22 protein-coding genes and 1 riboswitch are annotated in these 22,236 nt (G+C 69.7%); of the genes, 13 read left to right on the forward strand and 9 right to left on the reverse strand.

Going from position 1 to position 22,236, the window contains the following annotated elements; all coding sequences use genetic code 11:
- Nucleotides 1-120 precede the first annotated feature (120 nt).
- Nucleotides 121-642: an RDD family protein gene (locus tag ACFV9T_RS36820; protein WP_385446889.1), complete on the reverse strand. Its 522-nt coding sequence runs from the start codon at nucleotides 640-642 to the stop codon at nucleotides 121-123.
- Nucleotides 643-728: 86 nt separating this feature from the next.
- Between ACFV9T_RS36820 and ACFV9T_RS36825 the strand changes: the two genes are divergently transcribed.
- A complete protein-coding gene (locus ACFV9T_RS36825; protein ID WP_385446890.1) occupies nucleotides 729-1,529 on the forward strand; it encodes a VOC family protein in 801 nt (266 codons plus the stop codon).
- A 34-nt stretch (nucleotides 1,530-1,563) separates the two neighbouring features.
- On the opposite strand, the gene ACFV9T_RS36830 is transcribed toward ACFV9T_RS36825, so the two are convergent.
- Nucleotides 1,564-3,021, reverse strand: a complete 1,458-nt coding sequence (locus tag ACFV9T_RS36830; RefSeq protein ID WP_385446891.1) for a DUF2079 domain-containing protein — start codon at nucleotides 3,019-3,021, stop codon at nucleotides 1,564-1,566.
- A 234-nt stretch (nucleotides 3,022-3,255) separates the two neighbouring features.
- On the opposite strand from ACFV9T_RS36830, the gene ACFV9T_RS36835 reads away from it, so the two are divergent.
- From ACFV9T_RS36835 to ACFV9T_RS36845, 3 genes are all read left to right on the forward strand, one after another.
- Nucleotides 3,256-3,873, forward strand: coding sequence for a SurA N-terminal domain-containing protein (locus ACFV9T_RS36835; RefSeq protein WP_385446892.1), 618 nt, complete (start codon nucleotides 3,256-3,258; stop codon nucleotides 3,871-3,873).
- A gap of 14 nt (nucleotides 3,874-3,887) precedes the next feature.
- A complete protein-coding gene (locus tag ACFV9T_RS36840; RefSeq protein WP_385446893.1) occupies nucleotides 3,888-4,883 on the forward strand; it encodes a nucleoside triphosphate pyrophosphohydrolase in 996 nt (331 codons plus the stop codon).
- Nucleotides 4,884-4,954: 71 nt separating this feature from the next.
- Entirely contained in the window at nucleotides 4,955-5,326 is a 372-nt protein-coding gene (locus tag ACFV9T_RS36845; RefSeq protein WP_385446894.1) for a DUF6479 family protein, read from the forward strand.
- Between the two features lie 44 nt (nucleotides 5,327-5,370).
- Here ACFV9T_RS36845 and ACFV9T_RS36850 read toward each other — a convergent pair whose 3' ends face one another.
- The 7 genes from ACFV9T_RS36850 to ACFV9T_RS36880 form a co-directional block, all read right to left on the reverse strand.
- A complete protein-coding gene (locus ACFV9T_RS36850) occupies nucleotides 5,371-6,126 on the reverse strand; it encodes an enoyl-CoA hydratase/isomerase family protein (RefSeq protein WP_385446895.1) in 756 nt (251 codons plus the stop codon).
- Between the two features lie 10 nt (nucleotides 6,127-6,136).
- Nucleotides 6,137-7,396, reverse strand: a complete 1,260-nt coding sequence (locus ACFV9T_RS36855) for a cytochrome P450 (RefSeq protein WP_385446896.1) — start codon at nucleotides 7,394-7,396, stop codon at nucleotides 6,137-6,139.
- Nucleotides 7,397-7,546: 150 nt separating this feature from the next.
- Nucleotides 7,547-8,929 (reverse strand): cytochrome P450, encoded by a 1,383-nt coding sequence (locus ACFV9T_RS36860; protein ID WP_385446897.1) that lies wholly within the window; start codon nucleotides 8,927-8,929, stop codon nucleotides 7,547-7,549.
- A gap of 9 nt (nucleotides 8,930-8,938) precedes the next feature.
- Nucleotides 8,939-9,529: an ATP/GTP-binding protein gene (locus ACFV9T_RS36865; RefSeq protein WP_385446898.1), complete on the reverse strand. Its 591-nt coding sequence runs from the start codon at nucleotides 9,527-9,529 to the stop codon at nucleotides 8,939-8,941.
- Nucleotides 9,504-9,875 carry a DUF742 domain-containing protein gene (locus ACFV9T_RS36870; RefSeq protein ID WP_385446899.1) on the reverse strand — a complete coding sequence of 124 codons (372 nt, stop codon included), beginning with the start codon at nucleotides 9,873-9,875 and terminating at the stop codon, nucleotides 9,504-9,506. The genes ACFV9T_RS36865 and ACFV9T_RS36870 overlap by 26 nt, the downstream gene beginning before the upstream one ends.
- Entirely contained in the window at nucleotides 9,872-10,270 is a 399-nt protein-coding gene (locus ACFV9T_RS36875) for a roadblock/LC7 domain-containing protein (protein WP_123107967.1), read from the reverse strand. The genes ACFV9T_RS36870 and ACFV9T_RS36875 overlap by 4 nt, the downstream gene beginning before the upstream one ends.
- A complete protein-coding gene (locus tag ACFV9T_RS36880; RefSeq protein WP_385446900.1) occupies nucleotides 10,267-11,382 on the reverse strand; it encodes an ATP-binding protein in 1,116 nt (371 codons plus the stop codon). The genes ACFV9T_RS36875 and ACFV9T_RS36880 overlap by 4 nt, the downstream gene beginning before the upstream one ends.
- 453 nt (nucleotides 11,383-11,835) lie before the next feature.
- On the opposite strand from ACFV9T_RS36880, the gene ACFV9T_RS36885 reads away from it, so the two are divergent.
- The 9 genes from ACFV9T_RS36885 to ACFV9T_RS36925 all read left to right on the forward strand — a co-directional run bounded on the left by ACFV9T_RS36885 (nucleotide 11,836) and on the right by ACFV9T_RS36925 (nucleotide 22,165).
- On the forward strand, nucleotides 11,836-13,107 hold the full coding sequence (locus ACFV9T_RS36885) for a cytochrome P450 (RefSeq protein WP_385446901.1): 1,272 nt from the start codon (nucleotides 11,836-11,838) through the stop codon (nucleotides 13,105-13,107).
- A 113-nt stretch (nucleotides 13,108-13,220) separates the two neighbouring features.
- Nucleotides 13,221-14,177: a transglycosylase family protein gene (locus tag ACFV9T_RS36890; RefSeq protein WP_385446902.1), complete on the forward strand. Its 957-nt coding sequence runs from the start codon at nucleotides 13,221-13,223 to the stop codon at nucleotides 14,175-14,177.
- A gap of 254 nt (nucleotides 14,178-14,431) precedes the next feature.
- Nucleotides 14,432-14,599, forward strand: a riboswitch (cyclic di-AMP (ydaO/yuaA leader).
- Between the two features lie 6 nt (nucleotides 14,600-14,605).
- Complete coding sequence (locus ACFV9T_RS36895) at nucleotides 14,606-15,289, forward strand: transglycosylase family protein (protein WP_385446903.1); 684 nt, start codon at nucleotides 14,606-14,608, stop codon at nucleotides 15,287-15,289.
- Nucleotides 15,290-15,409: 120 nt separating this feature from the next.
- Nucleotides 15,410-16,690, forward strand: a complete 1,281-nt coding sequence (gene eno / locus ACFV9T_RS36900) for a phosphopyruvate hydratase (protein WP_385446913.1) — start codon at nucleotides 15,410-15,412, stop codon at nucleotides 16,688-16,690.
- A 113-nt stretch (nucleotides 16,691-16,803) separates the two neighbouring features.
- On the forward strand, nucleotides 16,804-17,283 hold the full coding sequence (locus tag ACFV9T_RS36905) for a septum formation initiator family protein (RefSeq protein ID WP_385446904.1): 480 nt from the start codon (nucleotides 16,804-16,806) through the stop codon (nucleotides 17,281-17,283).
- A 67-nt stretch (nucleotides 17,284-17,350) separates the two neighbouring features.
- Nucleotides 17,351-17,893: a DUF501 domain-containing protein gene (locus tag ACFV9T_RS36910; RefSeq protein WP_385446905.1), complete on the forward strand. Its 543-nt coding sequence runs from the start codon at nucleotides 17,351-17,353 to the stop codon at nucleotides 17,891-17,893.
- On the forward strand, nucleotides 17,890-18,852 hold the full coding sequence (locus ACFV9T_RS36915; protein WP_385446906.1) for an exopolyphosphatase: 963 nt from the start codon (nucleotides 17,890-17,892) through the stop codon (nucleotides 18,850-18,852). Before ACFV9T_RS36910 ends, ACFV9T_RS36915 begins: the two co-directional genes overlap by 4 nt.
- 396 nt (nucleotides 18,853-19,248) lie before the next feature.
- Nucleotides 19,249-20,652 (forward strand): NAD(P)/FAD-dependent oxidoreductase, encoded by a 1,404-nt coding sequence (locus tag ACFV9T_RS36920; protein ID WP_385446907.1) that lies wholly within the window; start codon nucleotides 19,249-19,251, stop codon nucleotides 20,650-20,652.
- Nucleotides 20,653-20,845: 193 nt separating this feature from the next.
- Nucleotides 20,846-22,165 (forward strand): class I SAM-dependent methyltransferase, encoded by a 1,320-nt coding sequence (locus ACFV9T_RS36925; RefSeq protein WP_385446908.1) that lies wholly within the window; start codon nucleotides 20,846-20,848, stop codon nucleotides 22,163-22,165.
- The last annotated feature ends 71 nt before the right edge of the window (nucleotides 22,166-22,236 follow it).

A 22,236-nucleotide genomic window follows, 5' to 3' on the forward strand; every position in this document is an offset into this window, starting at 1 on the left:
TGGCGCCTGGGGGGGGGGGGCCGCGCGCCCTCACACGGCGTCTCCCCTACCCGGCGGGGCGGCGCCCCACCCTGAGGGGGTTGGCCGCCGCCCGGTTTTTCGCGGTTCCGTGGCGGTCCGTCAGCCCATATGCCGCAGCCGCCGCAGATCCTTGAGGCGCACGTAGCGGAGCTTGCAGTGGTCCTCGTACGGATCGCCGTCCGCGCAGGTCAGATAGCGCAGCGGCTGCATCGGCAGCCAGGTCATCCCGAGCAGCCACCGGTGGACCAGCCGCCAGAAGCCCGGCCGCCCGGCGTCGGTCTCGCGCACCACGCGCATCCGCAGCATCCACTTGCCGAGCGAGGCCCGGAAGATCCAGGCCCCCAGCACCTGGTTGATGATCGACAGCCCGAATACGCAGGCTATGGCCAGGAACAGGGGCTCGATCTCGACTTTGAGCTTCGGGAGGACGTCCATGCCGAGGGGGACGCCGCCGCCCAGGGCGAGGACGCAGTCCACCGCCGCCGCGAACATGCGCCGCTCGTCACCGGCGGGCTCCGGGACCCGCACCGGTTGCGGGGAAGGGGGAGCGTACGGCTGTGCGTAGGGGTTGGGCGGAGGGGAGTGCGGATAGGGCTGTTGCTGCCCCCGTGGATCAATCATGATCGAAATCTTGCCAAAGCCGCCGAGTGGCGCTCCCGCCGCACCGGAGGAGAATTGAGCGCAGAGGCCCGACCGGGAGGCACCCGATGCCCGAATTCACCGCGCCCTACCAGCCCGGCACCCCCTGCTGGGTCGATCTGACGGCCTCCGATCAGCAGGCCGCCCTCGACTTCTACACCGGCCTGTTCGGCTGGTCCGGGGAGATCGGCCCGGCCGAGTTCGGCGGGTACACGGTCTGCACGCTCAAGGACCACCCGGTGGCGGGGGTGATGGCCGCGCAGGCGATGGACGACCAGCCCGCGCCGCCGACCGTCTGGACCACCTACTTCGCCTCCACCGACGCCCAGGCCACCTCGGAGGCGATCAGCCGTAACGGCGGCACCGTGCTGCTGCCCGTCATGGACGTGATGGACCTCGGGAAGATGATGGTGGCGGCCGACCCCACCGGGGCCGTCTTCGGCGTCTGGGAGGCGCGGCAGTTCCCCGGGGCGGGCATCGTCAACGAATCGGGCGCGCTGGTGTGGAACGAGCTGAACACCAGCGACCGCGAGGCGGCGAGCACGTTCTACGCGGAGGCGCTCGGCATCGAGACGAGCCCCATGGAGGGTGCCGAGGACGACGCCGCGGGCTACTACGCCCTCACCGTGAACGGCCGCACGGTCGGCGGGCTCCAGACGCTGCGCGAAGGGGTCCCGTCCGGAACGCCCTCGCACTGGCTGATCTACTTCTCGGTCGACAACGTCGACCGGACGGTGGCGAAGCTGTCGGCGGAGGGCGGGACGGTGATGAAGCCGCCGTTCGACATGGTCGCCGGGCGGATGGCCCTGGTGCAGGACCCGCAGGGCGCGCCGTTCGCGGTCATCGCCCCGCAGCCGATGGAGTCTTGAGCTTCAGGGCTTGAGCTTCTTCAGGTCTTGAGCTTCAGGTCTTGAGCTTCAGCAGCCAGTAGCCCCCGGCGGACGCCAGCGCCTCGTACCGCGCCTTGGGGTGCAGCTGCTTCGCGTAGTCCAGCTCCTGCCGCACGGTGCGGTCCGGCGGCTCGGCCAGGGCCAGGTACTGCGGGGTGACGCCCTGCGTGGAGCCGACCCAGAAGACCCGGCAGCGGCTGGTGAGGCGGGCTATCGGGCCGACGTTGGCCTCGACCGTCGCGCCGTCGGGTATCCGGTCCAGCAGCCGCTCCACCGCGCTCACGGTGGGCGGCTTGCGGTAGGTGGCCTCCTCGGTGAGCCCGCCGAGCGGCAGCGCGGTGGTCAGGGCCAGGGCCGCGGCGCAGACCGCGGCGGGTATCTGACGGGCGTAACGGACGAGCCAGTCGCGGCGGCTGGCCTTGATCCGGTCGAGCGCGTCGACCAGGGCCAGGAAGACGACGGGCATCAGCACCGCGCTGTAGTGCCAGTCGGTGCCCCAGTAGTGCTCGTCGTGGGAGACGAAGCGCCAGCCGAGGGTGGGCAGCGCGGCCAGCAGCAGCGGGGAGCGCAGCGCGAGCAGCCCGGTGGTCGGCAGCAGCACCCACAGCAGGGTGCGCAGCGCGGTGAGGAAGGGGATGGTGGCGTCCGAGCCGCCGCTGCCGACCTTGTCCCAGTAGTCGTACGAACCGGCCCCGTTGAAGCCGGGGATGATGACGCCGAGCGCGAGCGCCGAGATCAGCACGCCGAAGCCCATGAGGGCGACGGCGAGCGGCGCGATGCCCGGCACCCGCTCGCGCAGGGCGCGTAGCGCGATGACGACGCCGATCGCGGCGACCGTGGCGCCCATGTCCTCCTTGACGAAGACCAGCGGGGCGGCCCACAGCATCGCCGCGTACCAGCGCCGGAGGATGACGGCTTCGAGGGAGAAGGCGATGAGCGGGACGGCGAAGCAGATCTCGTGGAAGTCGAAGTCCACGGCGCGCTGGAGGCCCCAGGCCAGTCCGTACGCGGCGCCGATCGCGAGCCCCCGGGCCCGGCCGAGGAGCCGGGCGGCGGTCCGCGTGACGGGGACGGCGGAGAGCGCGAACAGGGCGGCCTGCGCGACGAGCAGCGTGACCGGGCTCGGGAGGATCCGGTAGAGCGGCGCGAGCAGGGCGGTGATGGGGCTGAAGTGGTCGCCGAGGATGTTGGCGCCGGGGCCCTTGAGATCGGCTATGGGGGCCTGGAAGTGCGCGTACGCCCGTATCGCCTGCTCGAAGATGCCCAGGTCCCACGACATGGTGGCCATGCGGCGGTAGCGGCAGACCGACAGGGTCGCGAAGGCGGCGAACAGGCCGAGGGCCAGCCAGTACGGGTCCAGCCCCGGCCGGCGCAGCGCCACCGCCCGGGCGCGCAGCCGCTCCCTGCCCGTGGCGGCGGCGGTCGCCCCTTCGGCGGTGGTGCCGGGCGGGGCTGTCGCTGCCGTGTCCATCCAGGGTCCTTGTCATGAGGGGCATGAGGGGCATGCGGGGCAGGGGGAGGGCGGTCCGGTCGAAAAGATACGCGACGGGGGCGGGGCGGTTGCATCTCCGCTGGATCTCGGCCGGACGCTGACCAAGACCGGGGTGAATCGTTGTCCAAGCAGTGGCCTAGGCCGCGCCGACTCCATACCATCGATCAACGCCAGATCGTTTGTCGCGCCGCACGATCTCTGCCGGGAGGCTCAATGATCCGCCGCCGTACTGCGCTCTCCTTCTCCGCCGCGTCCGCCCTGCTGGTCTGCGCCCCCCTCCTCACCGCCTGCGGGGGCACCCCGAAGGCCGGTTCCGCGGCCGTCCTGGACGACGGCCGGATCACCGAGTCGCAGCTCCAGGCCCAGGTGAAGGACGTACGGGACGCGCAGACCGGTTCCCCGAGGGCGGACCAGCTGGTCGCCGCCAGCGGCCAGCTGACCCAGAACACCCTGATCCGCATGATCCAGTTCAAGGTCATCGAGCGGGCCGGACAGGACAACGGCATCGGCGTCAGCCGCCGTGCGGTGCAGCGCGCCCGAGCCGCCGCCGAGCAGCAGTCCGGCGGGGCCGCCGCGCTGCGCGCCGCCTACCTGGAGCAGGGCATCGCCCCGGACCAGATCGACGACGCGGTCCGCATGGAGCTGACCCGTACCGCGCTGCTGCGCAAGCTCGGCGTCGCCAAGGTCAACGCGGTGTTCACCCGCACCTCCAAGGACCTCGCCATCAAGGTCAACCCGCGCTACGGCAACTGGGACGACACCAAGGGCACCGCGGTCCTCGCCAAGGAGGCCTGGCTGCGCACCTCCACGGCCGACCGGCAACCCGCGTAGGTTACGTTTCAAGGGTGACCACGCCTGACTCCGCCGCCCCCGCCTCCGGCCTCGCCACCGGCCGTGTCGTCCTCCTCACCACCAGCCACCGGGTGGCCCCCGGGCTGCTCTCCTGGCCCGCCTGGCAGGCGCTGCGCGGGGCGGACCGGGTGCTGTGCGGGGATGATCACCATCCGCAGCTGCCGTATCTGCGCGAGGCGGGCATCGAGGTCGAGCACACGGTTCCGGCGGCGCGCGAGCTGGTCGACTACTGCGTCGCGGAGGGCGGCCGCAGCGCCGTCGTGATCACCTCGGCCGACGGGGAGTCCGCGCTGACGGACGGGCTGGCCCGGCTGGCGGGTTCGGGCCGCGAGGCGATGCCGGACCTGGAGCTGCTGCCCGGTTCGTACGACCTGCCGGGCGCACGGCTGCTCGACCTGGTCCAGGTGATGGACCGGATCCGGGCGGAGTGCCCGTGGAGCGGCGCGCGCACCCATGAGGAGCTGGTCAAGTACGGCATCGAGGAGGCGTACGAACTCGTCGAGGCCATCGAGGAGGGCGACCGGGAGGCGCTGCGCGAGGAGCTGGGCGATGTGCTGCTCCAGGTCGTCTTCCACGCCCGGATCGCGCAGGAGGACGAGGACGAGCCGTTCGCGATCGACGATGTGGCCGGTGGCATCGTGGACAAGCTGATCCGCCGCCATCCGCATGTGTTCGGCGAGGAGGTCGCGGAGACCGCCGAGGACGTCAAGGAGCACTGGCTGCGCACCAAGACGGCCGAGAAGCAGCGCGATTCGGTCACCGAAGGGGTGCCGCTCGGTCAGCCTGCGCTCGCCCTGACCGCCCAGCTCGCCTCCCGTACCCGTACCGCGGGTCTCGCGGTCGCCCTTCCGGACGGCGAGGGCTTCGGCTACGAACTGCTGGCGCTCGCGGTCCGCGCCAAGGAGGCCGGGGTCGAGCCCGAGACGGCGCTGCGCGCGGCGGCCCGCGCCTACCGGGACGCGATCCTGGCGGCGGAGGGCACGGCCTGAGCGGGACGGCCTGAGCGGCAGGCGCTGAACGGTACGGGGGTTAGGCCCGCGCACCGGGGTACCCGGCCGTCATGGATACGTACGCCATGGACTTGGCCGTGCCCCACGACTTCGTGGTCGGGACGGCACCGCTGATCGTCGGCATCGTGGTGGTCGTGATCCTCATCGCGGCCATCTGGTGGGGCATCCGGCTGCGGGCCCGCGAACCGGTCCCGACCCAGGAGCCGAAGCCCCGTTCCGGCTCCTGGCAGCAGGTGGACGAGAGCGCCCGGGAGGCGCGGCAGGCGGGGCACGGCCCAGGCCATCAGGACGATCAGGACCGGGTCGGCTACCAGACGCGGCACCGGGAGCCCGACGAGCTGGCCCCGGACGGCGTCCGGCGCCGCCCGCACCAGCTGGGCGGCTCCGGCACCAGGGACGCGGGCTCGGGCGGCAGCGGCTGACCGCCGGTCGGGGCGTCCCCGGCCGACGGTCAGCCGCTGGCGTCCTACCGCTGGCGTCCCGCCGCGACCACGGCCGACAGCACCTCCGCGTCCAGCATCGTGGTGTCGCCGAGCCGGGAGGCGGACGCGTAGGAGTTCAGCAGCGCCTTGGTGGTGCGCAGGGCCGCCGCTGAGCGCCGCAGTACGGGCTTGGACCACTCCGTGACGGCGTCGTCCAGCCCGGCTTCGGGGACCACCCGGTGCAGCACGGACAGCTGTTCCGCCCGGACGGCGTCGAAGCTGTCCCCGGTCAGGATCAGTTCGCGGATCCTGGCGGCGCCCACCTCGTGCAGCAGCCGCGGCAGTGAACCGCCCCAGGCGGCCGGGAGGCCGAGGGCGAGTTCGGGCAGCCGGAACCGGCTGTCGAACGCGCCGACGCGCAGATCGCAGAAGAGGGCGAGGGCCAGGCCCGCCCCGATGACCTGTCCGTGCAGCCGGGCGATGGTGACGGCGGGGGCGGTGGCGAGGGCGTCGCATACTCTGCGTGCCTTGCCGCCGATGGTCCGCAGCCCTGATCCGGTGGGGTCGTGGTCAAGTTGTCCGCTGAATTCGTGGCGGTCTCCGCCCCGGCAGAAATCGGGTCCGGCGCCCGAGAGCACCAACACCCGTATGTCCGGCCGGTTGTGCACTTCTTCCAGCACCGCGAGGAGATCGTCGAGAATCTCCTCGCTGATCGCGTTACCGGATTCCGGAGTGTTGAGTTCCACTCGGAGTGCGGGTCCATCACCGCTGATGTGCAGGGTTTTGACGTCGTCGAACATGCCTGTCCTCTCAGCGCTCGGTCACGTGCAGCGCGGTGAGCCGCCGGAAGGCGACCCGCGGCTCCCAAACGGGAGGCGCGCTGACGCGGAGGGTCGGAAAACGCCTGACGAGGGACTTCAGCAGAACGGTGGCCTCCAGCCGGGCCAGGGCCGCTCCGATGCAGTAGTGGATTCCGCCGCCGAAACCGAGATGACTTCCCGTGCGCAGCACGTCGAAGGTGCCGGGATCGGTGTGCTGCGCCGGGTCGTGGTTGGCGGCGCCCAGCATCACGTGGACCACCTCGTCCCTCGATATGCGATAGCCGCCGAGAATGGTGTCCTCGGTGGCGACCCGGGTGGTCAGATGGATCGGCGAGTCGTAGCGGAGCACTTCCTCGACGGCCTGCGGCACCTGCTCGGGATGGGACCGCAGCCAGGCCGCGGTGCCGGGGTGCTGATCGAGCAGCCACACCATGTTGGAGAGCAGCGTGGAGGTGGTCTCCATCGAGGCGATGACGATGAACATCACCAGGTGGTAGAGGGTTTCGTCGGCGACCGAGCGGTCCGGTTCGATCTCGTTCCAGGTGCGGATCCAGTCCGAGATGACGTCGTCCCCGGGGTTCCGCCGACGCTCCCGGATGACCTCGGTGAAGTAGTCGCGCAGGCCCTCGGCGGCCTGGTTCGCCTGGGCGAGCTGGCTCTTGGAGGGCAGGAGTTCCTGGGCGAGTCCCTGACCGTGGGTCAGGGACTTGAGGAGGTCGTGATCCGACTCCGGGAGGCCTAGCCAGTGGCTGATTGTCGCCGCTGGCATTTCCTCGCCGACCGTGGTAGCGAAATCCGCTTCCTTGGTGGTGCGCAGCTGCTCGCCGAGCCGGTCGAGGAGTGTGTCGGCGATGCGCGTGACCGGTCTTTCGAGGGAATCGAGAGTGAATCGGTCGAATATATTGCCAAGGGACCGCCGCTGCAGGGTGTGCACCGGCGGATTCAGCCCTTGCAGGGTCTTACTGAGCTGCTGAGACGCGGGCGCGTTCCAACGATTCACATCGCCCTGGCGCGCCCGCCATTCAGCGTCGAAGGTCGCCCATTTCTTGCTGCGCAGTACCTGGTCGCAGACATCATGGGACAGGAGTAGAAAGCCGCCCCAGGGCGCGGGCACAACATCTCCCATCGCCCTGAGTTCCGCGTAGATCGGATAGGGGTTTGATTGTCCTCGCGATGAGCGAAGACGGGACATGAGTGAAACTACGGATCGTCGGTCGACAATGCTGCCGGCAGCGACAGATTCCACCATGACTCCTTCAAGTCCAATACCCCGGGCATGCTTATCTCTTTTCGCGTGAATTACTGAGAGTGATGTGTGGATCACGCGAATTCGCGATAGGTTCTACCCCCGTGATTGAACATTCATTCACGGTGCAAAGGGTTTGGGCTGTGGACAACCTCACACCTTCCACCAGGCCAGGAAGGAGCTCCACCAGCTACCCTTCTCCGGCTTTTCCTGGGCGTGGCGTCGAGGCGCTGTCGAAGGAGTGGCCGACGGTGCGGTCGGGGCGGTCTGCCGCTGCCCGGACGGGGGCGCGGCGATCCGCCGGGGCTGCACCGGGGCGAAGCGGGCGGGCAGCTCGGCCAGCGCCCGGTGGAACGGGCCGGGACGCCAGGCCAGGCTGGAGACCGGGACCGCCAGCTCGATGTCGGGAAGCGTGTTGAGCAGCTTCTCGATGGCCGCCACGGCGATGAGCTGAGCGGGGTCCTTGGCCGGGCAGGCGTGCGGTCCGGCGCTCCACGCGAGATGGGCCCGCTTGCTCAGGACCTGGCGGGACGAGGAGAGTTTGGGATCCGTATTTGCCGCCGCGAAGCTGATGAGAACCAAATCGCCCGCGGAAAGCCGAGCGTTACCGAATTCGGTGTCCTGCACGGGATAGTGCGGGGCGTAGTTCGCCATCGGGGCCAGATTCCAGAGGGCGTCGTCGATGGCGTCCTCCACCAGCAGTCCGCCGCCCGAGTACCGCTCGTCGGACAGCATGAGGTAGAGGCCGTTGGAGATGAGGTTCCGCTGGGGTTCCGTACCGGCCGAGATGAGCATCACGAGCTGATGAATCATCTCCTCGTCGCTCAGCTTCGCGCCGTGCTGCATCAGCCGCGAGGTGACATCGTTTCCCGGCTGCCGCCGCTTGAGTGCGACCAGCTCCAGCAGGCCCTTGGTCAGTTCCTCGTTGGCCTTTTCCGCGTCGACGCCGCCGTCGAAAATCCCGGAGGTGCCGAAGACCAGTCGGTCACCGATTTCCGGCGGGCAGCCGAGAAGCTCGTTGAAGACCAGGAGCGGCAGCATCTTGGAGTATTCGTTGAGCAGATCGGCAGTGCCCCGGGAGCTGAATTGGGCGATGAGGTAGGCGGCGACCTGCTCGACATGGCGGCTCAGCCAGTGCGGGTCCACCCCCGCCAGGCTGTCCGTCACCGCCTGGCGCAGCCGCAGATGCTCCGCCCCATCGGTGAACAGACAGTTCGGGCGATATCCCAGCATGGGCACAACCGGACTGTTCTGCGGCACTTTGCCTTCGTTGAAATCACGCCATCGGCGGGCATCCTTGGCGAAGGCATCCGGGTTCTGCAGCACCTGGAGGGCCGCCGAGTAGTCCGTGACGAGCATGGCCGGCACGCCGGGGGACAGCTCGACCGGTGCGATCGGCCCGTACGACCGCAGGTGCGTGTAGAAGGCTTCCGGGTCGGCCGCGAACTCGGGCCCGTGCAGCGGTACCCGCTCGCCGCCGCCGCGGTGGGCAGGGCAACCCGGCGGCGGACCCGGGAAGTCCGATTGTGTCTCCATTACGTGCTCCTAGCGGGTACGTTCCTGTAGGTAACGAACAAGCGCCATCAGCGCGTTGGCCGATGACTTCTCGTCACGTGCGTCACAGGTGACGACAGGTGTCTCGGGCAGCAGATCCAGCGCCTCGCGCAGTTCCTCATCGGGGCGGGCCGGTGTGCCGTCGAAGTGGTTGACGGAAATCGCGTAGGGAAGTCCGTACTGCTCGACCAGGTCGATCACCGGGAAGGATTCCTTGAGGCGTTCCGGATCGACCAGGATCAGCGCTCCGAGCGCGCCCTTTGTCATGTCCTCCCACACCTGGACGAAGCGCTCCTGTCCGGGTGTGCCGAAGAGATAGAGGACCAGCCGTTCGCTGAGCGTGAGACGGCCGAAGTCCATGGCCACGGTGGTCGTGGTCTTGCCCCGGGTGCCCATCAGATCGTCGACGTGCGCACCGGCCTGCGTCATCCGTTCCTCGGTGCGCAGCGGGGGTATTTCCGACATGGTGCCGATGAACGTCGTCTTTCCGACCGCGAAGTGCCCCACGACCAGGATCTTGGCCGCGATCTGCACCGCGTCGTCCAGATAGACGTCCTCATCCGAAGCGGGCCTGGAGACCATCCAGTACCTCCTGAAGGAGCGAAACGTCGACGAGCTGGGCGGGAGGCGCGGGGGCGCGCGTGACGAGATAGCCGTCCGACGACAGGTCGGACAGCAGGACCTTGACGATGCCGATCGGCAGCCCCATGTGGCCCGCGATCTCGGCGACCGAGAGATAGCCCCCTGAACACAGGTCCAGCAGGCTCCGCTTCTCCGGGTCGAGCGTCGGGGCACGTCTCTGTTCGGAGGCGGTGACCAGGGTGATCAGGTTGAACTGGTCACTGTCCGGGAGCCCGCGGCCGTTGGTGATGACGTACGGTCGCACTAATCCGGCGGACTCGGGCTCCTGCTCCTCCGGCGCGGTCATGCCTGAACGCCCGTTTCGCGGGGTGGTGTGGTCAGCGCCTTGCCGAGCTGACCGACGAGCTGCTGCATACGGAAGGTGATGTCGGCCATGTCGACGTCGGGCGCGGAGGAGACCGCCAGGTACGCACCCTCGCCCGCCGATATGAGGAAGACCCAGCCGCCGTCGAACTCGACCAGCGTCTGACGCCAGTTCATATGGGGGTCGCCGCAGAAGCCGGCCATCGTGCGGCTCAGCGACTGGATGCCGCTCATCGCGGCGGCGACGGTGTCGGCCTCGTCCTTCCTGACCTCTTGAGATCGGGCCATCAGCAGACCGTCGGCGGAAACCAGGATCGCGTGACGTGCCCCGGGTACTTCCAGGGCGCTGTCAAGCATCCATGACAGGTCGTTGTTCACTGAGGATCATGCCCTTCCCTGTTCGGGTTTGCGGAGCGACCGGACTGTGTGCCGCGCTGGAAGGCGCCCATGATCGAAGCGGTTTGCTCGCTCGTCCGGGCGGGGGCGTTCGCCGCGTCCGAGCGCGGCACGATGGAGATGGAGCCCTTGCGGCGGCGTTTGGGCAGTCCGCCCGCGGTGGATTCGTCGCTCTCCTCGGGGGCCCCGGCCGCCGGTTCCGTACGGGGTGCGGGCTGTTCTTCCGGCTCGGGCATGTTGGTCAGAAGGTCCTCGGGAAGAAGCACAACCGCGCGCACACCACCGTAGGGAGAGGCCGAATCGACGGAGACGGTGAACCCGTAGCGGGAAGCGAGCACGCCGATCACGGCAAAGCCGAACTGCGGCGGATTGCCCAGGCCCGTGACACCCGCCGCGCGCGTGGCGGAGAGGAGTTCGTCGGCCCGGTTCTTCTCTTCCTCGTTCATACCGACGCCGGCGTCGTCGATGATGATGCAGACGCCCTTGGGGACGGTGCGGATGGTGATGTCGATCGGGGAATCCGGGGCGGAGTAGCTGGTCGCGTTGTCCAGCAGCTCGGCCAGCGCCAGCGCGACCGGTTCGACGGCCCGGCTGACCAGAGCGAAGTTGCTCTGGGAGCGGATCTCGACGCGCGTGTAGTGGCGGATGCGGCCCTTGGCGCTGCGTACCACGTCGTAGACGGAGGCGACGGCCCGCTGACGGCCCAGCCAGCCGTCGCACAGAACGGCGATCGACTGCGCACGGCGGCCGAACTGCGAGTTCATGTGGTCGATCTCCAGCAGGTCCTGGAGAATGTGGTGCTCGCCGTAGCGGTCCTGCAGCTTCGTGATCGCCAGCTGCTGCTCGTTGGCGAGACCCTGAAGCGTCCGCATAGCGGACTTCAGTGCGCTCTTGGTGGCTTCCTCGGAGCGTATCTGAGCATCCTGAACCGCTGCCGCGTAGTTGTTTTCGAGATCGGCGGTTCGGTTTTCAAGTTCCGCCTTCTCGGTACTGAGCTTCGCTCTCGCTTTTCGCCCGCGGATAATGGCGGTTGCGGCGAGAGGCGTGCCAGCGATCAGGGCCCAGAGCGCAGGATCCTGTATGTAATGCGTCATAAGACTCTCTTTAAACGACTAGACCGCCAGGGACTGAAGGGTTGGTGCGTGAGAAGAATCCGGGTGGCTCAGAGTGGTAACCCTCTCGGCTGATTTACCGGATCGCCGTGTGTCTTACGGGCCCTTGGCTCGCCTGGCAAGCGCGGTGATCGTATCACCAGGGACGGGTGGCCCCGTGCATGTGCCGGAGGCTCATTCGGGCACCTGACGCGGTTTCAGCCATCCCCGTATTTTGCCTCATTGGGCGACGTCAGCGCATGTGCCGGAGGCCTGGGCGGAACCTGTCGCGGGCCGCTGCGGGCGATGGTCACAGCCATCAGATTTCGGGCAATCGCCGCGCGCTGTGAGCGCATCGTGGAGGGTGTGTGGAGATGGTCGTCGAATTGCTTCGACATTAATCGGCTTTACTTGCGCGTTATGGATTTACTTCCGATAAGTGGCGTATCGGAATCCATGAGCGGCGGCCGGTATCGTCGGGGCGTGTCAGACCAGCCTTGTCCTACCCCCGCTCCCACCCTCTTCACCTGGGAGTTCGCCACCGATCCCTACCCCGCGTACGCCTGGCTACGCGAGCACGCCCCGGTGCATCGGACCACGCTCCCCAGCGGGGTCGAGGCCTGGCTCGTGACCCGGTACGCCGACGCCCGGCAGGCACTGGCCGACGCCCGGCTGTCGAAGAACCCCCAGCGCCACAGTGAGTCCGCTCACGCCCGCGGCAAAGTGGGCATCCCGGGCGAGCAGCGCGCGGATCTGACGACACATCTGCTCAATATCGACCCTCCGGACCACACCCGGCTGCGGCGGCTGGTATCCAAGGCGTTCACCCCGCGCCGCGTCGCCGCGTTCGCCCCGCGGGTGCGCGAGCTGACCGACGACCTCATCGACGCCTTCGCGGACCGGGGAGAGGCCGACCTCATCCATGAGTTCGCCTTCCCTCTCCCCATCTACGCGATCTGCGATCTGCTCGGCGTCCCGCGCGAGGACCAGGACGACTTCCGGGACTGGGCCGCGACGATGATCCGGCACGGCGGCGGCCCGCGCGGCGGAGTGGCCCGCGCCGTGAAGCGGATCCGCGCGTATCTGGCCGAGTTGATCCACCGGAAGCGCGCCGCGCTCGGCGACGACCTCATCTCCGATCTGATCCGGGCCAGCGACCACGGCGACCACCTCACCGAGAACGAGGCCGCGGCGATGGCCTTCATCCTCTTGTTCGCCGGGTTCGAGACGACCGTCAACCTCATCGGCAACGGCCTCTACGCGCTGCTGCGCAACCCCGGACAGCGCGCCCGGCTCCAGCGGTCCCTAGAAGAGGGGGACGAGGACCTGCTCGCGACCGGCGTCGAGGAACTGCTGCGCTACGACGGCCCGGTGGAGATGGCCACCTGGCGGTTCGCCACCGAACCGGTCACCCTCGGCGGGCAGCACATCGCCGAGGGGGAACCGGTGCTGGTGGTGCTCGCCGCCGCCGACCGCGACCCCGAGCGCTTCCCCGGCCCGGACACCCTCGACCTCGCCCGCACCGACAACCAGCACCTCGGCTACGGCCACGGCATCCACTACTGCCTGGGCGCCCCGCTGGCCCGCCTGGAGGCCCAGACCGCCCTCGCCACCCTGCTGCGCCGCATCCCCGACCTCCGGCTCGGGGCGGAACCGGAGGAACTGCGCTGGCGCGGCGGGCTCATCATGCGCGGGCTGCGCACCCTCCCGGTGACCTGGGGAAAGTGACATCAAGTCAGTCGCGTGACCATGGCGTGACCTGGGATACACCGGCTTGTGATGATCGTGTGACGTCGCTATGTTCAACCGACAAACGAGCCCCCACACGAGAGGCGATTCGCATGCTTTCCGGGAACGGACGTCACCGCCGCCCCCGCCAGGCTCCGGCCATCGTCGTCGCGGCGGGGGTGACCGGTGCGAGCATCGCCATCCCGCTCTTCGGAGCGACCGGCGCCCAGGCCGCCCCCGCCTCCACCTGGGACCGGGTCGCCGAGTGCGAGAGCGCCGGGATGTGGAGCGCCAACGAGGGCAACGGCTTCTACGGCGGTCTTCAGTTGACCCTCGACATGTGGAAGAAGTACGGAGGCACGAGCTACGCCCCGCGCCCCGACCTCGCCAGCCGCTCCCAGCAGATATCCGTCGCCGAGTCGATCCTCGGCGACCGGGGCCCCGACGCGTGGCCCAGCTGCGCGCTGAACGCCGGGCTGAGCCACGGCGGCGACGCCCCGGACGTGAACCCGGGCAGTACGGCACCCCCGCCCCGGCAGGACGCCCAGCGCGGCGACTCGGACGGCTCGGGCGACTCGGACGGGCGGGACGGCGACTCGTCCCGTACGACCCCCGACGCGACGGACACGCCCCGCGCGTCGCACACCCCCGGCGCGCCGGACGCGTCCGACGAGCGGGAGCGGCCGGACCGTTCCGCCTCGGCCTCGCCCGACGGGCCGGACGGCGACGCGCCCTCCCCGTCCCCCTCCACCAGCACCGCCGACCCCTCGCCGACCCCCTCCGACACCGAGGGCGGCTCCAAGGGCTCCTCGGGGAAGCACCGGGGCGAACGGGACCGGGATGAGCGGCCGAGCGGACATGCTTCGCGTGGCGGTACGGACCGGGACGAAAACCCCTCGGATGGCGGCTACACAGTGCGTCCGGGTGACAACCTTTCAGCAATCGCCGAAAAGCAGGAGTTGGGCGGCGACTGGCGTCGGCTCTACGCGTCCAACGAAAAGGCCATCGGAACCGACCCGGATCTCATTGTCCCTGGTCAGCGACTTGACCTCACCATCAGGGGTCGGTAGTTCGGGGTGATGTGACCGGTTTGGCTCCGGTGAGACATACCTCTCGTCACATTTTCCGGGGCGTCCGTCCTGTCCGGTCTCTCCGCACCCGCCCCCACCTGCGCCGATGTGGGCAGAGTGACATCGATAACGGCCCTCTTCGCTGCGATAAGGGTGTTTGAACGTTTCCCGGACGTGTGTTTAACGTCTTTCCGCTCGCCACAACGAGCACCGTCGACCGTCACGCCGAGTCCTGCCGGCGGTCGTCCGGTACCGACGCGCCAGCGCCGAAGGCAGGAGCGGGGGACCCAAGGTAAGTGCCGGGAGGCCAGCGGAATCGGCCGAACGGCTAGGGGTGAAGCAGGGTGCGGACCTCCGTACCCAGCCGGGCAACTCACGCCCGAACCCGACAGCTCACCTCGTAGGCGTCGGTGAGGAAACGAACCAACATGTCCAATGCTCAGGGCAAGCACCGCCGTCCCTCCAAGGCCACCCGTATCACCGCGCTCGTCGGCCTCGCCGGAGCCGCTGTGGCCACTCCGCTCATCGGTGCGACGTCCGCCTCTGCCGCCACCAGCTCCCAGTGGGACCAGGTCGCGCAGTGTGAGTCCGGTGGCAACTGGTCGATCAACACCGGCAACGGCTACTACGGTGGCCTGCAGTTCTCCTCCTCCACCTGGGCCGCCTACGGCGGTACCGCCTTCGCTCCGACGGCCGACAAGGCCGGTAAGGCCCAGCAGATCCAGGTCGCCGAGAAGGTCCTCGCCAGCCAGGGCAAGGGCGCCTGGCCGGTCTGCGGCAAGGGCCTGACCTCCGGCGGCGCCCCGGCCGCCCCGGCGCCGTCCGCGCCGCAGCAGAGCCAGTCCGACTCCGCGCAGCCTCAGCAGCAGGCCCCGTCCGCCGAGCCGAAGGCCGCGCCGCGCAGCGCGCCCGAGAAGGCCGCGCGTGACCAGGCCCGCGGCCCGATCAAGAAGGGCGACGGCGAGTACAAGGTCAAGTCCGGTGACACCCTCGGCAAGATCGCCAAGGCCGAGGACGTCAAGGGCGGCTGGAAGAAGCTCTTCGAGCTGAACAAGAACATCGTCCAGAAGGCCGACCTGATCTTCCCCGGCCAGCAGCTCCACCTGAGCTGAACCGCCACACCGTAGACGACGAGCCCCGGCCGGGTGCGCCGCCCCCACGGTGCACCCCGCCGGGGCTTCGGTGCGGTTAGGCTCATGCTGCTACCGAAGACCCATACGAAGGAGATCCTCGTGCCGTCCATCGACGTCGTCGTAGCTCGCGAGATCCTCGACTCGCGAGGCAACCCCACGGTCGAGGTCGAGGTCGGCCTCGACGACGGCAGCACCGGCCGTGCCGCCGTCCCGTCCGGCGCCTCCACCGGCGCCTTCGAGGCCCTCGAACTCCGTGACGGCGACAAGAACCGCTACGGCGGCAAGGGCGTGGAGAAGGCCGTCCTCGCCGTCATCGAGCAGATCGGCCCCGAGCTGGTCGGGTATGACGCCACCGAGCAGCGCCTGATCGACCAGGCGATGTTCGACCTGGACGCCACCCCGGACAAGTCCTCGCTCGGCGCCAACGCCATCCTCGGCGTCTCCCTTGCCGTGGCACACGCCGCCTCCGAGGCGTCCGACCTGCCCCTCTTCCGTTACCTCGGCGGTCCGAACGCGCATCTGCTGCCGGTCCCGATGATGAACATCCTCAACGGCGGCTCGCACGCCGACTCCAATGTGGACATCCAGGAGTTCATGATCGCGCCGGTCGGCGCGGAGTCCTTCTCCGAGGCCCTGCGCTGGGGCGCCGAGGTCTACCACACCCTCAAGGGCGTGCTGAAGGAGCGAGGCCTGTCCACCGGCCTCGGCGACGAGGGCGGCTTCGCGCCGAACCTCGACTCCAACCGGGACGCCCTGGACCTGATCGTCGAGGCCATCAAGAAGGCCGGCTACCAGCCCGGCCAGGACATCGCGCTCGCGCTCGACGTCGCCGCCTCCGAGTTCCACAAGGACGGCGTCTACCAGTTCGAGGGCAAGGCCCGCACCGCGTCCGAGATGACCGCGTACTACGCCGAGCTGGTCGACGCGTACCCGCTGGTCTCCATCGAGGACCCGCTGAACGAGGAGGACTGGGACGGCTGGAAGACGATCACCGACCAGCTCGGTGACAAGGTCCAGCTGGTCGGTGACGACCTGTTCGTCACCAACCCCGAGCGGCTGGCCCGCGGCATCGAGAACGACACCGCGAACGCGCTGCTGGTCAAGGTCAACCAGATCGGCTCGCTGACCGAGACCCTCGACGCCGTCGAGCTGGCCCAGCGCAACGGCTTCAAGTGCATGATGTCGCACCGCTCCGGTGAGACCGAGGACGTCACCATCGCCGACCTGGCCGTCGCCACCAACTGCGGCCAGATCAAGACCGGCGCCCCGGCCCGCTCCGAGCGGGTGGCCAAGTACAACCAGCTCCTGCGCATCGAGGAGATCCTGGACGACGCCGCGGTGTACGCGGGCCGTTCCGCCTTCCCGCGCTTCAAGGGCTGACCCGCTACTCGGCTCCGAGGAGCGGACACGTCTGACGCCGGTCCCCGGCCGCGGTCCCGTACCGTGGCCGGGGACGGCGTTACTCAACGCGAAGTCATCACCGGGGAGGCGACGTGCCGGCGGATCGGTTCTCCACCGCGACCAGACTCAAGGCGCTCGGCGAACACGCCGCCGCCCGGGTCTACCGTGCCCGGATCAAGCGCCGCCGCAGCCGGCTCACCGGCCGGGCCGCCCTCCTCGCGCTGGTCGTCTGCTCCCTGGTGGTCGCGCTGGCCTACCCGATGCGGCAGTACATCTCCCAGCGCTCGGACATCGCCGACCAGCGGCGCCAGGCCCAGCGCGAGCGCGCCGAGGTGGCCAAGCTGAGCGAGCAGAAGGCCCGGCTGCGCGACCCCGCGTACATCGAGCGGCAGGCCCGCGCGCATCTGCACTACCTGATGCCGGGCGAGACCGGCTTCAGCATGGTGGACCCCGGCGCCAGGGCCGAGCGCTCCACCGACCGGGGCGCGGCCGACCGCCCCTGGTACACCAACCTCTGGGACGCCGTGGACACGGCGGACACGCCGAAGGCGGCCGCCGTCGCGGACCGCTGATACGCGCCGCACCGGCGCCGCATACGGCCGCACCCGGTCCGACACCGATCGAAGAGAATTTCCCCTCATGGACACGCCCCCTCCGCAGACGGAGCCCACCGCGCCCACCGACGCGGACATCGCCGCCGTCAAGGAGCAGCTGAACCGCCTCCCGCGGGGCCTGCGCGCCGTCGCGCACCGCTGCCCCTGCGGCAACCCCGATGTCGTCGAGACCGCGCCGCGCCTCGAGGACGGCACGCCGTTCCCCACCACGTACTACCTGACCTGCCCGCGCGCCGCGTCCGCGATCGGCACGCTGGAGGCGGAGGGCGTGATGAAGGAGATGACGGCGCGGCTGGGCGAGGACCCCGAGCTGGCCGCCGCCTACCGCGCCGCCCATGAGGACTACATCGCGCGCCGCGACGCCATCGAGGTGCTGGAGGGCTTCCCGAGCGCGGGCGGCATGCCGGACCGGGTGAAGTGCCTGCACGTCCTGGTCGGCCACTCCCTCGCGGCCGGGCCCGGGGTCAACCCGCTCGGCGACGAGGCGATCGCGCTGCTGCCCGAGTGGTGGCGCAAGGGCCCGTGCGTCGCGCCCTGCGCCCCGGCCACGGAGGAGGAGACCGTATGACCCGCGTCGCGGCCGTGGACTGCGGCACCAACTCGATCCGGCTGCTGGTCGCCGACGCCGACCCGGCCACGGGTGAGCTGACCGAGCTGGACCGCCGGATGAAGATCGTCCGGCTGGGCCAGGGCGTGGACCGCACCGGTCGGCTGGCCCCCGAGGCGCTGGAGCGCACCTTCGCCGCGTGCCGGGAGTACGCGGAGGTCATACGCACGCAGGGCGCCGAGCGCGTCCGTTTCGTCGCCACCTCGGCCTCGCGGGACGCCGAGAACCGCGACGAGTTCGTCCGTGGCGTCGTGGACATCCTCGGCGTCGAGCCCGAGGTGATCACCGGGGACCAGGAGGCGGAGTTCTCCTTCACCGGCGCGACCAAGGAGCTGACCGGGCATGAGCACCTGAGCGGCCCGTTCCTGGTGGTGGACCTCGGTGGCGGCTCGACGGAGTTCGTCAGCGGCGACGACGGGGTACGGGCGGCCCGCAGCGTCGACATCGGCTGCGTCCGGCTGACGGAGCGGCATCTCGTCACGGACGGCCAGGTCGCCGAGGTGCCGACGGAGGATCAGATCTCGGCCATCAGGGCGGATATCGAGCGGGCCCTGGACCTCGCCGAGGAGACGGTGCCGCTCACCGGCGGCTGCCGCCCCGGGGAGGGCGGCCACACCCTGGTCGGGCTGGCCGGGACGGTGACCACCGTCGCCGCCATCGCGCTGGGCCTCGCGGAGTACGACCCGGCCGCGATCCACCACGCCCGGGTCCACGCCGGTCAGGTCGGCGAGATCACGGCCAAGCTGCTGACCTCGACCCACGCGGAGCGGGCGGCGATCGGCGCGATGCATCCGGGCCGGGTCGACGTGATCACCGCAGGCGCCCTGGTGCTGCTGGCGATCATGGATCGGACCGGCGCCGAGGAGGTCGTCGTGAGCGAACACGACATCCTCGACGGCATCGCCTGGAGCATCGCCTGAGCGTGGACGTTATCGTCTGAGCGGCTGTGGAGGGCCCTTCCGGGGCCTTCCACGGACCCTCGCCAACAGAGTTCGTGAAACTCTTCACATGAAAAAGGTGCCTGGTGGCCGCCTTCTGGGCCGCCTCAGGGTCGCTATTGGCGACCGTGTTCATCAAATCGGCCGGAACACGGGTTGAACGGTGGGTGCGACGGACCGCTCGGGAACCCTCTGGTCTACTCGCGCGTTCAACGGCTATCGCTGCTCAGCGGGGCTGGGAACCCCTCGCTCCGGTTACCGGTTCCCCGGCGGAGCTATGCCGTCCGGCAAGCGGGCGGCGGAGTGTAGCAGATACCCCCACATTGCTTGTGAAGGGGCTCACGAGGTCCCCCTCAGGGGGTGCTGGATACTCGAATCATGAGCACCACGGAGCGTCCCAGGATCCTCGTTGTAGGCGGTGGGTACGTAGGCCTGTACGCGGCGCGCCGCATCCTCAAGAAGATGCGGTACGGCGAGGCGACTGTCACGGTCGTCGACCCCCGCTCGTACATGACGTACCAGCCCTTCCTCCCCGAAGCTGCGGCCGGCAGCATCTCTCCGCGCCACGTCGTGGTTCCGCTGCGGCGTGTGCTTCCCAAGGCGGAGGTCCTCACCGGCCGGGTGTCGAACATCGACCAGGACCGCAAGGTCGCCGTCGTCCAGCCGCTCGTCGGCGAGTCGTACGAGCTGCCCTTCGACTACCTCGTCATCGCGATGGGCGCGGTCTCCCGCACCTTCCCGATTCCCGGCCTGGCCGAGAACGGCATCGGGATGAAGGGCATAGAAGAGGCCATCGGCCTGCGGAACCACGTCCTTGAGCAGCTCGACAAGGCCGACTCCACCACGGACGAGGACATCCGGCGCAAGGCGCTCACCTTCGTCTTCGTCGGCGGTGGCTTCGCGGGCGCGGAGACCATCGGCGAGGTCGAGGACATGGCCCGCGACGCGGCCAAGTACTACCCGAACGTGAAGCGCGAGGACATGCGCTTCGTGCTCGTCGACGCGGCCGACAAGATCCTCCCCGAGGTCGGCCCGAAGCTCGGCCAGTGGGGCCTGGAGCACCTGCAGAAGCGCGGTGTCGAGATCTACCTCAACACCTCGATGAACTCCTGCGTCGACGGCCACGTGGTGCTCAAGAACGGCCTTGAGGTCGACACCAACACCCTCGTGTGGACCGCGGGCGTCAAGCCCAACCCGGCGCTCGCCCGGTTCGGCCTCCCGCTCGGCCCGCGCGGCCACGTGGACACCGGCGCCACCCTCCAGGTGAAGGGCACCGACTACATCTGGGCCGCGGGCGACAACGCCCAGGTGCCGGACCTCGCCAGCGGTGAGGGCGCCTGGTGCCCGCCGAACGCCCAGCACGCGCTGCGCCAGGCCAAGGTCCTCGGCGACAACGTGATCTCGGGCATGCGGGGCTTCCCGCAGGGCGAGTACAAGCACGCCAACAAGGGCGCCGTCGCGGGTCTCGGCCTCCACAAGGGCGTCGCGATGATCGTCATGGGCAAGATGAAGATCAAGCTCAAGGGCCGGCTGGCCTGGTACATGCACCGTGGCTACCACGGTCTGGCGATGCCGACCTTCAACCGCAAGATCCGGGTCATCGCCGACTGGACGCTGGGCATGTTCCTCAAGCGCGAGGTCGTCTCGCTCGGCGCCATGGAGAACCCCCGCGAGGAGTTCTACGAGGCCGCCGCCCCGGTCTCCGCGGCCGCCGCCGCGAAGAAGCCCGCCGCCGACAAGCCCGCCGCCGACGTCGCCGCGGAGAAGGCCAAGGCGTCCTGACGACGGCCCCCGGCACCGAGCACAGCTGAATACCGCACATACGCCAAGGGCGTCCGCCATCCGTGGGGCGGGCGCCCTTCGCGTGCGCCTTTTTACCGATTCCAGACGTGTCGACGGGACTGTCCGGGCGGTTCCATGGTGTTTACGTGGTGAGTAAATCTTCCCTGACTCGCCATCATGGAGGTGTGCCGACATGACCGACGCCGCCACGCGACTGGCCACCCTGGCCGAGGAGGCGCTGGGGGCCCCGCTCCCGCTCCGCATCCGGGCCTGGGACCGCAGCGAGACCGGTCCGCCCGGCACCCCCGTCCTCATCCTGCGCAACCGCCGGGCACTGCGCCGGATGCTGTGGAAGCCGGGCGAACTGGGCCTGGCCCGGGCCTGGGTGGCGGGTGACCTGGAGATCGAGGGCGACCTCTACGAGGCGCTGGACCAGCTGGCCGGGCTGCTGTGGGAGCGGGACGACGAACCCGCCGCCGGGCGCCCGGCCCGGCTCGTCACGGCGTGGAAGGCGGCGCGCGACCCCAGGGTGCGCCACGCCGTCCGCGATCTCGTCGCCCTCGCCGGTCCCGGACTGCCCCCGGCCCCGCCGCGCGAGGAGGCCGGGTCGACCCGCGGACCGCTGCACACCCTGCGCCGTGACAAACAGGCCATCAGCCACCACTACGACGTCGGCAACGACTTCTACGAGCTGGTGCTCGGCCCGTCGATGGTCTACTCGTGCGCGTACTGGGACAGACCGGACGCGGCCCTGGAGGACGCCCAGCACGCCAAACTCGACCTCGTCTGCCGCAAGCTCGCGCTGGAACCCGGGCAGCGGCTGCTGGACGTGGGGTGCGGCTGGGGCTCGATGGTGCTGCACGCGGCGCGCGCGTACGGGGTGCGCGCGGTCGGCATCACGCTCTCCGAGGAGCAGGCGTCGTACGCCCGTAAGCGCATCGCGGACGCCGGGCTGACCGAGAAGGTCGAGATCCGGGTGCAGGACTACCGCGAGATCGACGACGGCCCGTACGACGCGATCTCCTCGATCGGCATGGCCGAGCACGTGGGTTCCGTACGGTACGCCGAGTACACCGGCATCCTGCACCGGCTGCTGGCCCCCGGCGGGCGGCTGCTGAACCACCAGATCGCCCGGCGCCCCGAGCCGGACGAGGAGGCGTACCACGTCGACGAGTTCATCGACCGCTACGTCTTCCCCGACGGCGAACTGGCCCCGGTCGGCCGGACCGTGAGCCAGCTGGAGGAGGCCGGGTTCGAGGTGCGCGACGTGGAGGCGATCCGGGAGCACTACGCGCTCACCCTGCGCCGCTGGGTCGCCAACCTGGAGCGGTCCTGGCCGGAGGCCGTCCGGCTGACCTCCCCGGGCCGGGCCCGGGTCTGGCGGCTCTACATGGCCGCCTGCGCCCTCTCGTTCGAACGCAACCGGATCGGCGTCAACCAGATCCTCGCCGTCCGTACGCCGGAGGGCGGCGCGTCCGGGCTGCCGCTGCGGACCCGCGACTGGCGCGGCTGACCGTGTGGGAATGACGAACGGGCCTGACGCGCGGGACGCGCGTCCGGCCCGTTCGGGTCACTCCGAGTCGG

Origin of the sequence: Streptomyces sp. NPDC059850 (assembly GCF_042731515.1) — a bacterium.
Lineage (GTDB): Bacteria > Actinomycetota > Actinomycetes > Streptomycetales > Streptomycetaceae > Streptomyces.

Bases quoted from the DNA above. Each gene is read 5' to 3' on its own strand.
- ACFV9T_RS36820 (WP_385446889.1), bottom strand. From the start codon at position 642: ATGATTGATCCACGGGGGCAGCAACAGCCCTATCCGCACTCCCCTCCG.
- ACFV9T_RS36825 (WP_385446890.1), top strand. From the start codon at position 729: ATGCCCGAATTCACCGCGCCCTACCAGCCCGGCACCCCCTGCTGGGTC.
- ACFV9T_RS36830 (WP_385446891.1), bottom strand. From the start codon at position 3,021: ATGGACACGGCAGCGACAGCCCCGCCCGGCACCACCGCCGAAGGGGCG.
- ACFV9T_RS36835 (WP_385446892.1), top strand. From the start codon at position 3,256: ATGATCCGCCGCCGTACTGCGCTCTCCTTCTCCGCCGCGTCCGCCCTG.
- ACFV9T_RS36845 (WP_385446894.1), top strand. From the start codon at position 4,955: ATGGATACGTACGCCATGGACTTGGCCGTGCCCCACGACTTCGTGGTC.
- ACFV9T_RS36850 (WP_385446895.1), bottom strand. From the start codon at position 6,126: ATGTTCGACGACGTCAAAACCCTGCACATCAGCGGTGATGGACCCGCA.
- ACFV9T_RS36855 (WP_385446896.1), bottom strand. From the start codon at position 7,396: ATGGTGGAATCTGTCGCTGCCGGCAGCATTGTCGACCGACGATCCGTA.
- ACFV9T_RS36860 (WP_385446897.1), bottom strand. From the start codon at position 8,929: ATGGAGACACAATCGGACTTCCCGGGTCCGCCGCCGGGTTGCCCTGCC.
- ACFV9T_RS36865 (WP_385446898.1), bottom strand. From the start codon at position 9,529: ATGGTCTCCAGGCCCGCTTCGGATGAGGACGTCTATCTGGACGACGCG.
- ACFV9T_RS36870 (WP_385446899.1), bottom strand. From the start codon at position 9,875: ATGACCGCGCCGGAGGAGCAGGAGCCCGAGTCCGCCGGATTAGTGCGA.
- ACFV9T_RS36880 (WP_385446900.1), bottom strand. From the start codon at position 11,382: ATGACGCATTACATACAGGATCCTGCGCTCTGGGCCCTGATCGCTGGC.
- ACFV9T_RS36885 (WP_385446901.1), top strand. From the start codon at position 11,836: ATGAGCGGCGGCCGGTATCGTCGGGGCGTGTCAGACCAGCCTTGTCCT.
- ACFV9T_RS36890 (WP_385446902.1), top strand. From the start codon at position 13,221: ATGCTTTCCGGGAACGGACGTCACCGCCGCCCCCGCCAGGCTCCGGCC.
- ACFV9T_RS36895 (WP_385446903.1), top strand. From the start codon at position 14,606: ATGTCCAATGCTCAGGGCAAGCACCGCCGTCCCTCCAAGGCCACCCGT.
- ACFV9T_RS36910 (WP_385446905.1), top strand. From the start codon at position 17,351: ATGGACACGCCCCCTCCGCAGACGGAGCCCACCGCGCCCACCGACGCG.
- ACFV9T_RS36915 (WP_385446906.1), top strand. From the start codon at position 17,890: ATGACCCGCGTCGCGGCCGTGGACTGCGGCACCAACTCGATCCGGCTG.
- ACFV9T_RS36920 (WP_385446907.1), top strand. From the start codon at position 19,249: ATGAGCACCACGGAGCGTCCCAGGATCCTCGTTGTAGGCGGTGGGTAC.
- ACFV9T_RS36925 (WP_385446908.1), top strand. From the start codon at position 20,846: ATGACCGACGCCGCCACGCGACTGGCCACCCTGGCCGAGGAGGCGCTG.